Source organism: Aeribacillus sp. FSL W8-0870 (genome assembly GCF_037963755.1).
GTDB lineage: Bacteria > Bacillota > Bacilli > Bacillales > Aeribacillaceae > Aeribacillus > Aeribacillus composti.
Genome location: NZ_CP150165.1, coordinates 565,020 through 577,743, shown reverse-complemented (window position 1 = coordinate 577,743; position 12,724 = coordinate 565,020). Strand labels below are relative to the sequence as shown.

Below are 12,724 nucleotides of genomic sequence, written 5' to 3'. Positions count from 1 at the left end.
TTATTCTACCCCTTTTGTTCTTAAGGCCTTACTGGTATGAATATTCACTAATCTTTTTTGCATTTTCAATTGTAAATACTTGACCAGAATCCCTTTCTCTTTGCCAAAGAAAAGCGATAAGAAAAACAGCGCGGACGCCACAATGACGATAAAAGGTCCTGTAGGCCATCCTCTTCCCAATGCACTGATGAATGTTCCTAATGCTCCAGCCACTCCCCCAAACAGAGCTGATATGATAATCATCCGTTGAAAAGACTGTGTCCAATAGCGGGCACTTACTGACGGGATAATCAGCAGGGCGGCAATTAAAATAACTCCTACAGCTTGAATCCCGATGACAATCGTTGTGACAAGAATCGTTGTATATAATCCGTTCATCCATTTAAGTGACAGTCCTAATCCTTTTGCAAATTCCGGATCGAAAAGATATATTTTCCATTCTTTAAATGCAATGAATACAATCAAAATAACCGCCAAAGCTAGGATTAACATTGTAGTGACATCTGATCTGACCATCGAGGCGGCCTGACCGAAAATAAAACTGTCCAAACCGCTCTGATTTCCGCCTGACGTCCGATTCACAACTGTCAGGAGCATGATTCCTAAGCCAAAAAAAATAGACAGCACCATTCCCATCGCCGTATCTGCCGAAATTCTAGTTGATGAACGTATCCATTGGATAAATGATGCTCCAATCAAAGCGCTGATGGATGCTCCAATGATCATGACAAATAAGTTTTTTTCTCCAAGTAGAAGAAAGGCGATCACAACACCGGGCAATGCTGCATGAGCTAAGGCATCGCTCATTAAGCTTTGCCGCTTCCAATAGGCTAAACAGCCCATTGTTCCAGCAGCAATCCCAAAAATCATCGTGCTAAATAACACCCATTGTGTGTTGCTATTTAATAGGATTGTGAACATGAAGACTCTCCTCTCTCAACCAGCGCAAGTCTCCTCCATAAGTTCGCGAAATATTTTCTCTAGTAAAAATTTGCTTCGTTTTTCCGTACTGAATGACGGTGCGATTTAATAAAAGAACATGGTCAAAATAATCTTCTACTGTTTGCAAATCATGGTGCACGACCATGACCGTTTTTCCTAAAGCTTTTAATTCTTTCAGCAATGTCATAATAGCGCGTTCTGTTGCTGCATCAACACCAGCCAGCGGTTCGTCCATAAAATACAAGTCGGCATTTTGCACTAATGCGCGTGCTAAAAACACACGCTGCTGTTGACCGCCAGAAAGCTGGCTTATCTGACGGTCAGCGTAATCAGCCATCCCTAATTTTTCCAAGGCCTCGAATGCTTTTTGTTTATGCAATCGGGATGGCCGCTTCAGCCATCCGATTTGCCCATATAGTCCCATAGTGACAACATCCAATGCGTTTGTTGGAAAGTCCCAATCAACCGAACCTCGCTGTGGTACATAACCGATCCTTTTTTGGACCTTGTTGAATGGCAATCCGAAAAATTTCACTGATCCCGTTAAGGAAGGGTGAAGATTTAATATTGTTTTTAAAAGCGTCGACTTTCCAGCACCGTTCGGACCGACGATTCCCACTAGCGAACCAGCCTGCACTACAAAATTCACATCGAAGAGCACTGTATTTTTTCGATAGGAAGCGGACAGATTCTCTACTTGAAGCACTGCTTCAGCCATGCTATTTTCCTCCTTCGCTTAATGCTTCATAAATCGTATTGATATTATGGCGATACATTCCTATATAAGTTCCTTCTTCTGTTCCTTCCTCACCCATTGCATCAGAGTAAAGCTCCCCGCCTAATGTAACGTTAATTCCTTCACTTTTCGCTCCTTCTATGACAGCCTTGATCGATTTTTCATTAATACTTGATTCGATAAATACGGCAGGAACTTTATACTTTTTAATAATGTCAATCGTATCTTGAATATCTGTAATACCGATTTCGGAATCAGTGCTAAGTCCTTGAAGACCAACTACTTTAATGCCGTGCATTCGTCCGAAATATCCGAAAGCATCATGCGCTGTGACAAGAACTCTTTGACTTTCTGGAATGTCCGCAAGCTTTTCGGCTTCTTTTTTCAAATCAGCTAATCTAGCAAAATATTTCTTTTTATTTTCTTCAAAATAATCTGCGTCTTCCGGAGAGAATTCTTTTAATTGTTCAACCGCAGCATCCAATGCCTGCTGCCAAAGGTCCAGATCAAACCAAATATGAGGATCAACTACCCCTTTTTCATCCTTTAAAAGAGATTCTTCAGGAATGGTTTCACCGACTGCAAGAACAGGTTTTGATTCAGAGATCTTTTCAAATATTTCAACCATGTTCGCTTCCAAATGCAACCCGTTGTAAAAAATGATATCTGCTTCTTCAAGAGTTTCCATATCACTTTGAGTAGCCTTATACAAATGAGGGTCTACTGACGGCCCCATTAAACTTTTGACATTTAAACGATCGCCGCCGATTACAGACAACGGCTCGCCAATTTGTGCAATCGTTGTGACGACATTAATTTTTCCATCTTTTGATCGTTTGGATGCTTCTTGTCCAGAACTACATGCGCTTAACACCAGCAAGGCACTAATTAAGAATAAGCACCCCATTTTTTTCATAACATTTTTCATTTTTTCGCACTCTCCTTTTATTTTTATAAATTGATTTGATTTTTAAGTCAGCCCATCTCTCTAGTTTATTGGTGAACGATTTCTATTTAATATCGACAACCATTCTGGCAAATTGTGAATTCAGGAATCAAACATTGTCCGTTTTTTATAGAAAACTCCTATATGTAACCTCAATTTGTTTTTATTCCTGAGAAGAAACAAAACTGAAAAAACGCAATCAATGAATAAATGCCAAAACACTTACAGACATGAATTTCATTTCGCTAGTTGATTTGTTTCAGCTTCGCCATTCAGCTTACCGTTTGGCTTAATACTTTACAGAAAGTTGCCGGCTTCATGTTGCACAAATAGGAAATTTTTCCATTCCTTCACCTACTTTTTTACCATAGTTATAAATATTGCCTAAGGGCAAACTTTATGTTAAAAAAAATTCCTTCACACATATTTATTTTATTGAGTTTAAATTTTGTTGTTATTGCATATATTTTTCCTTAATGCAAATTTAATACCATTTTTGAGAAACTGTCAAGTATAAACTATCTGAATAAACGGGAGAAATTAAAACGAAATGGAAGAACCGCATTCGTACTCAGCGGTGCAAAGAGATGAGGAACACTCGCACAAGTATCCTAATGAATGATGATCAAGGAAGGATTTGCTTGTTATTTCTAATACCGGATAACTAAGATACAATTTTCTCAACAATCATAAAGAGCCTTATTAAGATACGAATTATATATAGATCCCATCAGGGCTGTTTGTTTATCGATTTCAATATGGGACTCCTGCAATAAATTTTCTAAAGTCTCGGTCAATCTTGTTGAACCGGGAAATTTTTGATTGAATAAAACCACGCACTTCTTCAAGTACAACGACCGTTACACAAATTTAAAAAGGGACAACAATGAATCTATTGTTATCCCTATTTTTGTTAAATATATTTTGGCGCAATCCTTTTTAGTTTGAGCAGATCCTCTGTGGTGTCAATATCAAATCCCCATTCTGAATTTTCAAACGGTACAGCCATTAAGCTGGAATAATGTTTTTGGACAATTGATTTTCCTCCCTCATCACCTTGAATTTGCTCAAATTCATCAAATAATTCAGCATCAAACAATACAGGGTGTCCAAGCACATTATTATACTTAGGGCGGAAAATGCGGACACCTTCTTTTCGATATTGATCATAAGATTCTAGTAATTTAGTTATAACTATTGGAGGTACAAAGGGCTGGTCTGCCAAAAATACGAAGACTGCATCCGTTCGTCCCTTTAAAGCCTGAATCCCTGCTTTAAGAGAGGAAGCCATGCCGGATTCATAATCCCGATTCTCAATGATTTCTATTTCGGTTAAATCAGATGTGTGTTTGCGCAGCTCTTCGATATGTTTGCCGCCGACCAATACAATTGGTTTTAAGCCAGCTGCGGTAGCGGTGTTCACAGAGTAGCGAAATAATGGCTTCCCACCTAGAGATAATAACAGCTTTGGTTTTCCCATCCGTTTTGACATTCCGGCTGCTAAAATAATTGCTCCAACCTTTTTCAAACCATCTCTCCCCCAGACTCATTGTCACTGTCTCAATTCCTCAACCGCACCCAGCAAATACACTTCCGCTTTCTCACCTGCATTAAATCCTTTTCCCCCAGGCACTTTAACGAGACAATTGCTTTCCAGAAAGCTGGACAGAACATTAGAAGCTTGTTTCTTTGATATTTTCACTCTTAGTTCACCGGTTGGGGAAACGTACGTTAATCCTCGTAAAAACCGGGTGTGAAGCATTTGCTTCCCTTCAATTGCCTCGTCACATACAACCGTTACCCGTTTCGGCAGCGGATCCTTAGAACCGCTCATATAGCGTATAGCAGGCAGCACATAAAGATGTGCATTGACGTAAGACGAAGCTGGATTTCCTGCCAAAGCAAAAATCGGCTTATCCTGCCATACTCCGCACAAAACTGGCATTCCAGGGCGAGCTAATGTTTTCCAGAATATCACTTTCGCATTAATTTTTTCAAATACCTTTCCAAGGAAGTCATATTCGCCCATGGACACGCCTCCGCTTGTTACTAAAATGTCCACCTGCTGTAGAATCTCTAGCATCTTTTTTTCTAGCTCTTCTACTTTGTCCGGGGCAATCCCGAAATAAACCGGTTCACCTCCTGCTTGACTCACTTGACCGGCCAGCATTACGCCGTTACTGTCACGAAGCTTTCCAGGGACGATCGGCTCGTCTACGTTCAATAATTCACTTCCCGTTGAAAGAATACCAACCTTAGGCTTCGCATAAACCGGAACAGATGCAATCCCGAATGTAGCGAGCAGACCCAGTTCAATTGGTCCTAAAAGCGTCCCTTGTGTGAGGACGTCCTTCCCTTCTTCAACATCTTGTCCCTTTTTGGCAATAGCATCGCCAATTTTAACCGATTGATAAACCAAAACGCTTTCGCTATCTTCCGCTGCATTCTCAGTTTTCTCTACCATAACGACTGCGTTTGCACCTTCGGGGATAGGTGCTCCCGTCATAATGCGGCTGGCCGTACCTTGGGTAATTTTTTGTTGAGGTAAATATCCAGCGGGAATCTCTTCCAAAACCTTCAGCTTTACCGGGTTAGAAGCGCTGGCATTGATCACATCCTCCGCACGCAGAGCGTAACCGTCTACAGTGGAACGGTCAAACATAGGAACATCGTGATCTGCCCTTACCGTTTCCGCTAAATAGTACCCAAGAGCTTCAGACAGAGGTATGGTAATAACCGGAAGGGGACGTATCGCAGAAAGAATAAGACGTTGTGCTTCTTCAAATGGAATAGGGGAAGAATTCGGGATATATAACATGCAATCACCACCTGTATATTTTGAAATGATCCTGCGCCTTTCATTAGTTGAAAATTACGTTCTTTTGTCCCTTCAGTCGACCGACAATTTCGTTGTTATCATAGCGATTAGCTGAAATATATGTTCTTTTCTCCACCGCTCTGTTTTATCCTCCAATATAATACATCTCTATCTTCTTTTTGTTCGGAATCGTTGTATTGTTAAATCTTTCTTCAGAGTAACGATCAGCTCGACGGTTCCAAACATCCTGAATGAGATTCCTAATTTCTTCATCCTTTGCCCCGCTGCGGAGCTGCGCCCGCAAATCTGTCCCTTGCGAGGCAAATAGACAGGTGTAAAGATTGCCGTCTGCTGAGAGGCGAGCTCTTGTGCACGTGGAACAAAAAGAGTCCGTTACGGAAGAAATAATGCCTATTTCCTCATTTGTGCCGCGATAGCGATAACGAGAGGCTACTTCTCCAAAATAATTGGACGGGATCGGTTCTAACGGCATTTCAGCGTTCACACGTTCGAAAATTTCTTGCTTGGAAACCACTTGTGTAAGATTCCAGCCGTTGCTATTTCCTACATCCATAAATTCAATAAAGCGTAAAACATGTCCGGTTCCGCGGAAGTAACGCGCCATGGGCACAATGTCCTGATCATTGATCCCCTTTTGTACAACCATATTCACTTTCACCTTCATACCTGCCTTTGCGGCCGCTTCAATCCCTTCAAGAACTGTTTTGACATCACAGCGGCCGCCGTTCATTTGGCGAAAAACTTTATCATCTAAGCTGTCCAAACTAACGTTGACACGGTGAAGACCAGCGTCTTTTAACGCTTTCGCATGTTTGGCAAGAAGAGAACCGTTCGTAGTCAAAGCAATGTCAGAAATACCCTCTATAGAACCGAGCATTTCAATTAACTTCGGCAGCTCTTTGCGCAGCAACGGCTCTCCCCCTGATAGGCGAATTTTCTCGACGCCAAGTGAGGCAAAAATGCGAGCCAGTCGAGTTATTTCCTCAAAACTGAGCAACTGATCATTTTTGAGAAATTGAAAATAAGGACCAAAAATCTCCGCTGGCATACAATAGCGGCAGCGAAAATTACACCGATCAGTAACTGAAATGCGCAAATCACGGAGAGGACGCTGAAGGGTATCGGTTATTTTGTTCATATTGCCCATTTTTACACTCTCCTATCATGCTAACATTATTTTGGAGAAAAAGCTTCTCATGAAAATTTCAAGTTGTTCCGAATTTTTGAAACTTTTTGATACAGGCGTTGATGAATCAGTTCTCACTTGTTTTTTAGTTACCGCCTAAAAATATAAATGGCGGAGGATGGAGAAGACTCCATCTAAAACTCCGTCATTTGTTTCAATTTTTCAAGCAAGCTTATTTTCAAAAACGAGTGATACTCTGGTACTGCCTCCGGTACTGCTTATAAAACCTGCTGACCTTGGTTTATAAAAAGGAGATGGTCGGAAATCCTATTATATGTTTCTATCAAGTTGAAAATTATGTCTAGTCATTCTAAATCTTCAGACAATATTTTCGATGTGCACCAGCTCCTGCTCCTCAGATCAGAGTCAAAGATAGCTTGATTAAAAGCTTTGCTTAATGTCCTTCTCAGAAAAATTGTTTTAATGTTCGAATGCTCATCATGGCAACTTCCTAATGATTTCATTATTTTACTGTTGAAAAGATATTCCATTGACCTGATTGCAACTGATCACATAATTGAGCGAGAAATCTTCCACCGTAGGCGCCATCAATTGTACGATGATCAAATGAAGCATTTAATGTGATCATCGGCTTTATCAAAGTTTCATGACGATTCGTTAAAACAGGCTGTTCTATTATATTTCCAACTGCTAAGATGCCGGTTTCAGGAGGATTTACGATTGCCACAAACTCGTCAACTCCAACTGAGCCAAGATTGGAGATTGTGAAAGTTCCTCCACGCATTTCTTCAGGCTTCAATAAGCCTTTTCTCGCTTTTTCAACCAATTCTGTTCTTTTTTCTGCAATCTCGATTAAGGACAATTGATCTGCCTGATGGATGACGGGAACAACTAGACCGTCATCAATAGCAACCGCTAGACCAATATTAATATCTTCATGCTCCAAAATATAAGGATCTCCTTCAGAATCTATGAATGAGGCATTTACCCTCGGGAATTTCTTCAATGTTAAAGCCACCGCCTGTATGAGAAAATCATTAAATGATAAACGAACGCCTGCCGAATGTTCAATGCTTGAAACTACTGCCTGCCGCAATTGTACAATGGATGATACATCGACTCTTTTCTTGATTTGGAATTGAGGAACATTCATAAAGCTTGCGGTCATTCGCTGCGCAATCGTTTTTCTCATACTTGTAAGGTTAACCCTTTTTCCTTTAGCATGTATCGATGCTATGACTTTATTTTCTATTTTAACACTTTGATTCACTACATTTGCAGCAGCTTCCGCCACATCTTTCAGAATCACTCTTCCCCTTGGTCCCGAACCTTTAATTTTGGTTAGATCTACTCCGCGTTGCTTTGCAAGTCTTCTAGCTGCTGGAGAAACTCGGATTCTTTCAGTCTTTCCTAGTGAGATGTTCTCTTCTTTTACAGGATTATGATCGGAACTGCCTTTTTGATCGGTGGAATGCTTACCACTCGATACATATGCAAGAACAGTTCCTACTGGTACAGTTTCACCCTCATCCACAACAATTTCTTCTAACGTTCCCTCTACTTCCGATTCAACCTCAAGACTGGATTTTTCAGTTTCTACAATTAAAATTGGGTCATCTATTTTAATGGTATCACCAATTTTGACCTCCCATGAAACTATACGAGCCTCTTCCATTGATGAATCCAATTTAGGAAGTACAATTTCCTGCCGCACCTTTTTTCCTCCTTCGTCATAACACATAGATAGCATCTTTTTGTGTTTATAAATTGCAATTATTTATCAAAATGCTTTCAAATAATTGTTGTACTGTGCCATTACACTGTTTCCAATTGTAAATACAAAGATTTTTTTACTCCTTGAATGATATCTTTCGTTTGCGGGAGCATTTCTTTTTCTAAATTTAAGTTATATGGAACAGGAACATCTTCCGCCCCCACTCGTTGTACCGGTGCATCCAGATCATCAAAAGCCTCCTCTTGAATTCTGGCAGCAATTTCAGCTCCCCAGCCGTAAGAACGAGTCGCTTCATGCACAACAACTACTCGGTTCGTCTTTTTTACTGACTCCTTAACTGTTTCTATATCTAGAGGAACAAGTGTACGCAAATCAATTACTTCAGCATCGATTCCTTCTTTTTCTAGTTCTTTTGCAGCTTCAAGCGAAAACTGTACCATTCTTGACAGCGTAACAATCGTAACATCCTTTCCAGACCTTTTAATATCTGCCTTTCCTAAAGGAATCGTGTATTCCTCTTCCGGAACTTCTCCTTTTTGAGAGTAAAGCATTTTATGTTCAATAAATATGACCGGACTTCCTTCCCGGATGGATGATTTCAATAATCCTTTCGCATCATAAGGGGTAGAAGGTGCAACGACTTTGAGCCCCGGAATATGTGCAAATAATGTTTCAAGGCTTTGCGAATGCTGGGCGCCATTTCCTCTTCCCCCGCCGCCTTGTGTACGTATCACCATCGGAACGCTCGTTTGTCCTCCAGACATATAGGCCATTTTCGCTGCCTGATTAATAATTTGATCCATCGCTACTAGCGAAAAATCAATCCACATAATCTCAATGACCGGCTTTAACCCCGTCATCGCTGCCCCAACTCCTGCTCCGATAAATCCGGTTTCAGAGATAGGTGTATCGATGACTCGTTCTTTTCCGAATTCATCAAACAAACCTTTTGTCACCTTAAAAACGCCGCCATATGAACCAATATCTTCCCCTAAAAGGATTACTCTATCATCTAATGCCATTTCTTCTTTAAGAGCTTCATTGATTGCTTGGGCATAACTGATGATTCTATTAGTAGACATCATTAAAGATCTCCTCCATTTCAGGTTCTTCAGATTTCATCGCACGTTCATATGCAATGTCAATTTCTTGTATGACTTGCTGTTGTATTTCATCTAATTCTTTTTCGTTCAATACATTTTGTTTTAAGCATACGTCCCGAAAATATCTGATCGGTTCTTTTTGTCTCCATTCCTCCACTTCTTCTTTTGTTCGGTACGTCTCCGCATCACCAATCATATGTCCTAACAATCTATAAGTTTTGGCTTCTATAAAGGTAGGCCCTTCACCTGAACGCGCCCGTTCCACAGCTTGTTTTGCAACCTCGTATACAGCTCGCACATCATTTCCATTCACGATGATCGACGGAATGCGATAGGCCAGTCCTCTTTCTGCTAAATGCTCATTTAATACAGCATTTTTAATTGGCGTCATTTCTGAATATAGATTGTTTTCGCAAACGAAAACGACCGGTAGTTTATAGATCGCAGCCAAATTTAGAGCTTCATGAAATGCTCCCTGGTTTGTCGCCCCATCTCCGAAAAACGCAACAGAAACTTGATTCTTTTTCAACGTTTTGATGGATAAACCTGCTCCGACAGCAATTGGAATACCTGCACCGACGATGCCATTCGCTACTAATATTCCAAGCTCTTGAGATGTAATATGCATGGGGCCCCCTTTTCCTTTGCAATAGCCTGTCTTCTTTCCTAAAATTTCGGAAAATAATTGAAAAGGATCGGCCCCTTTTGCTAATGCTTGACCACGCCCCCGATACGTAATGGAAATATAATCGTCTTTTTTCAAATTCATACAAACTCCAGCTGCTACAGCTTCTTGGCCAATAGATGAGTGAAGTGATCCACCCATGAGTCCTTTTTTGTAAATTTGAATGCTTTTTTCTTCAAATACACGTATCGTGTTCATAATCCGCCATGCTTGTATGAACCGGTTTTTATCCCAATTGAACTTGTTTTCATTTAAGTGGTATGTTTGAAGCAGCTCTTGCATTTCCATAAACCTCCTTTATTCCATCACCATACAGATATGCTTTTGCTAGAATCTTGATTTTATTATGGTTAAAGTCAATTACGAACATAGATAGTCTTTAAGAATGAGTCACAATCTCATCTAAAGCAGAAGCGATTTTCCTAGTCGTTTGAAAAACTACGGGGCTGTCTAAAAAGTCAGGGTTAACTGACTTTTTGGAGCCCCTTCATTTTAGGAACTTATCAGGCAGCCCCTGATTATTTATTTAACCAGCCAATTCCGATTGTTTTAATTTTTCTGCAGCTGCTTTTACCGATTTAATAATTCCTTGATATCCTGTACAACGGCACAAATTACCGGACAACGCTTCACGAATTTCTTCATCGGATGGATCTGGATTTTCTTTTAAAAATTCGTAAACAGATATCACAAATCCTGGAGTACAGAACCCGCACTGCAAACCATGATTTTCCCAAAAAGCCTCCTGAATCGGATGAAGGTGATCAGGCGTTCCTATTCCTTCAATGGTGGTAATAGAGCGATTATCTGCTTGAACTGCTAACAGCAAACAGGAACGGACTGCCTGACCGTCCACCAATATCGTACAAGCGCCGCACACCCCCTGTTCACAACCAACATGTGTTCCCGTTAAACCTAATTCTCTTCGGAGAAAGTCACTTAGTAATGTCCGAACATTCACTTCACGCTCATATACCGTTCCATTGACAGTGACCGTGATTTTTTTGCGAGTAGTTTTATCTATCATGTAAATTCCTCCCCCTACTTTTCATTATTTATTTGTTGTTTCCTCACATTTTCTTTAAAACTTTTCAAACCCCGCACAAATGCTATATATTGAAGAAATATGGGTAAAGGGATGTTTTCTTATCTATGAGGAAGTGAAACATCCCGTTATAACCCCCTTGAATTTACATTTGTCTCATGGTCGCTTCTATTGGGACCATTCGGTGTAACCGCGAGTGAAGGCGAACATGTTCTCCGTACACTTACAAAAATTCGTCTGTATTCCGAATTAAAGCCGCAGCGATCGGTGGTGACAGCATTCGTAAAAAGAAGACCGCCGGCTCTCGGTATGATCAAGCCTTTTATAGCGGTCATTTTGTCTGATTCAACACCTACAAATGACCTTTCTTCAATGGTTCAAAGTCAATGATTGAATTTTCGAAAATGAAACGAGCAGCGATCATCTCGAGCTCTTTTCGGAAAAGATGAATGCAGGTAATGACTGTTACTAGTGTCATTTGCTTAATTTTTTCATCGAGTTATAATACAAGTGAGTCCTCTTTGGTTTTTTCGTTAGGGAAACGGCCTCAAACCCTTATCAAAACCAAGGGGACTTTTTATTTTTCTTCATTACTGAAATGTTCCTTTAATTTGTTGGTATGCCTTTTGTAAAGCCCGAATACTCAATACGGATGACGCTTCTTTTCGATACTCAGCACTGGAAATTTCAGAAACACGGCGTCCCATGATTCTCGAAAGCTGCAATGTATAGCCAGCTTTTGCATCTGCTTCAGGATCTGGATTGACTTCATTCTTTATATCGTTTGCTAATTGATCAAGAATTTCCTGAGTAAATGGTTTCCCAATCAATTGTGAAACAGATTGCACTTTGTAAGGGACACCTTGAGGGCTGACATTCCCTAAAGCTACCTGAGCATCTTTCACCGTGTCATCTTCATTTAACTGAAGAGTCGCCGCTGCTGAAACAATGGGAATATGTCCATGTCTTCTTGTTACTTCCAAAAATCCATATCCCGTCTCTTTTGTTAATTTTGGGAATATGATTTCGACAATGATTTCATTTTGTTTCACTGCTGTTTTAAAGTGGCTGACGAAAAACTCTTCTCCGGAAAGTACGCGTTTGCCATCAGGACCGGCAATGACAAACTGAGCATTTAACACACGAGCAACGACTCCGTATTCAGCGCCTGGCGGATTTTGTCTCAGGCTTCCTCCTATCGTACCTCGATTGCGGATCTGGAAATGCGCAATATGAGTAACGGCTTCCTGAAGCAAAGGACAATTTCGTTTTACAATTTCAGACTTTTCAACGGTGCGGTGTCTTGTTAATGCCCCGATTTTAATGGCATCACCCGTTTCTTCAATATAATCAAGATCTGTGATCCCATTTATATCAACCAAACATGAAGGACGAGCCTGCCTTAAATTCATTTCCTGCATCAGACTTTGTCCTCCAGCGATGATGACTGTATTGTCTCCGTACTTTTCGAGTGCGGTTATCGCTTCATTTACACTTTTAACAGCCACATATTCAAATGGAACTGGTTTCATTCATTCTTCCCCCT

Annotated in this window: 11 protein-coding genes; all 11 read right to left on the bottom strand. The window is 40.5% G+C overall.

Annotated elements, in window-relative coordinates:
• On the bottom strand, positions 1-921 hold the full coding sequence (locus NSU02_RS02955; RefSeq protein WP_117017041.1) for an iron chelate uptake ABC transporter family permease subunit: 921 nt from the start codon (positions 919-921) through the stop codon (positions 1-3).
• Positions 899-1,660, bottom strand: a complete 762-nt coding sequence (locus tag NSU02_RS02950; protein ID WP_063386349.1) for a metal ABC transporter ATP-binding protein — start codon at positions 1,658-1,660, stop codon at positions 899-901. Before NSU02_RS02950 ends, NSU02_RS02955 begins: the two co-directional genes overlap by 23 nt.
• A 1-nt stretch (position 1,661) precedes the next feature.
• Positions 1,662-2,606, bottom strand: coding sequence for a zinc ABC transporter substrate-binding protein (locus tag NSU02_RS02945; RefSeq protein WP_066246945.1), 945 nt, complete (start codon positions 2,604-2,606; stop codon positions 1,662-1,664).
• Between the two features lie 931 nt (positions 2,607-3,537).
• Entirely contained in the window at positions 3,538-4,152 is a 615-nt protein-coding gene (locus NSU02_RS02940) for a nucleotidyltransferase family protein (RefSeq protein ID WP_117017039.1), read from the bottom strand.
• 24 nt (positions 4,153-4,176) lie between these two features.
• A complete protein-coding gene (glp, locus tag NSU02_RS02935; protein ID WP_339194157.1) occupies positions 4,177-5,442 on the bottom strand; it encodes a gephyrin-like molybdotransferase Glp in 1,266 nt (421 codons plus the stop codon).
• A 145-nt stretch (positions 5,443-5,587) separates the two neighbouring features.
• Positions 5,588-6,601, bottom strand: coding sequence for a GTP 3',8-cyclase MoaA (gene moaA / locus NSU02_RS02930; RefSeq protein WP_153028072.1), 1,014 nt, complete (start codon positions 6,599-6,601; stop codon positions 5,588-5,590).
• Between the two features lie 511 nt (positions 6,602-7,112).
• Complete coding sequence (locus NSU02_RS02925) at positions 7,113-8,324, bottom strand: dihydrolipoamide acetyltransferase family protein (protein ID WP_063386353.1); 1,212 nt, start codon at positions 8,322-8,324, stop codon at positions 7,113-7,115.
• A gap of 101 nt (positions 8,325-8,425) precedes the next feature.
• Positions 8,426-9,430, bottom strand: coding sequence for an alpha-ketoacid dehydrogenase subunit beta (locus NSU02_RS02920; RefSeq protein ID WP_339194156.1), 1,005 nt, complete (start codon positions 9,428-9,430; stop codon positions 8,426-8,428).
• Positions 9,417-10,415 (bottom strand): thiamine pyrophosphate-dependent dehydrogenase E1 component subunit alpha, encoded by a 999-nt coding sequence (locus NSU02_RS02915; RefSeq protein WP_327848476.1) that lies wholly within the window; start codon positions 10,413-10,415, stop codon positions 9,417-9,419. The genes NSU02_RS02920 and NSU02_RS02915 overlap by 14 nt, the downstream gene beginning before the upstream one ends.
• 244 nt (positions 10,416-10,659) lie before the next feature.
• Positions 10,660-11,160 carry a (2Fe-2S)-binding protein gene (locus NSU02_RS02910; protein WP_063386354.1) on the bottom strand — a complete coding sequence of 167 codons (501 nt, stop codon included), beginning with the start codon at positions 11,158-11,160 and terminating at the stop codon, positions 10,660-10,662.
• A 608-nt stretch (positions 11,161-11,768) separates the two neighbouring features.
• The gene (locus NSU02_RS02905; RefSeq protein WP_327873641.1) at positions 11,769-12,710 is read right to left on the bottom strand and encodes a xanthine dehydrogenase family protein subunit M; all 942 of its coding nucleotides are present in this window, start codon (positions 12,708-12,710) and stop codon (positions 11,769-11,771) included.
• Between the last annotated feature and the right edge of the window lie 14 nt (positions 12,711-12,724).

Excerpts from the sequence above, each read along its gene's own strand:
- NSU02_RS02955 (WP_117017041.1), bottom strand. The coding sequence starts at position 921 with ATGTTCACAATCCTATTAAATAGCAACACACAATGGGTGTTATTTAGC.
- NSU02_RS02950 (WP_063386349.1), bottom strand. The coding sequence starts at position 1,660 with ATGGCTGAAGCAGTGCTTCAAGTAGAGAATCTGTCCGCTTCCTATCGA.
- NSU02_RS02945 (WP_066246945.1), bottom strand. The coding sequence starts at position 2,606 with ATGAAAAATGTTATGAAAAAAATGGGGTGCTTATTCTTAATTAGTGCC.
- glp (WP_339194157.1), bottom strand. The coding sequence starts at position 5,442 with ATGTTATATATCCCGAATTCTTCCCCTATTCCATTTGAAGAAGCACAA.
- moaA (WP_153028072.1), bottom strand. The coding sequence starts at position 6,601 with ATGAACAAAATAACCGATACCCTTCAGCGTCCTCTCCGTGATTTGCGC.
- NSU02_RS02920 (WP_339194156.1), bottom strand. The coding sequence starts at position 9,430 with ATGATGTCTACTAATAGAATCATCAGTTATGCCCAAGCAATCAATGAA.
- NSU02_RS02915 (WP_327848476.1), bottom strand. The coding sequence starts at position 10,415 with ATGCAAGAGCTGCTTCAAACATACCACTTAAATGAAAACAAGTTCAAT.
- NSU02_RS02910 (WP_063386354.1), bottom strand. The coding sequence starts at position 11,160 with ATGATAGATAAAACTACTCGCAAAAAAATCACGGTCACTGTCAATGGA.
- NSU02_RS02905 (WP_327873641.1), bottom strand. The coding sequence starts at position 12,710 with ATGAAACCAGTTCCATTTGAATATGTGGCTGTTAAAAGTGTAAATGAA.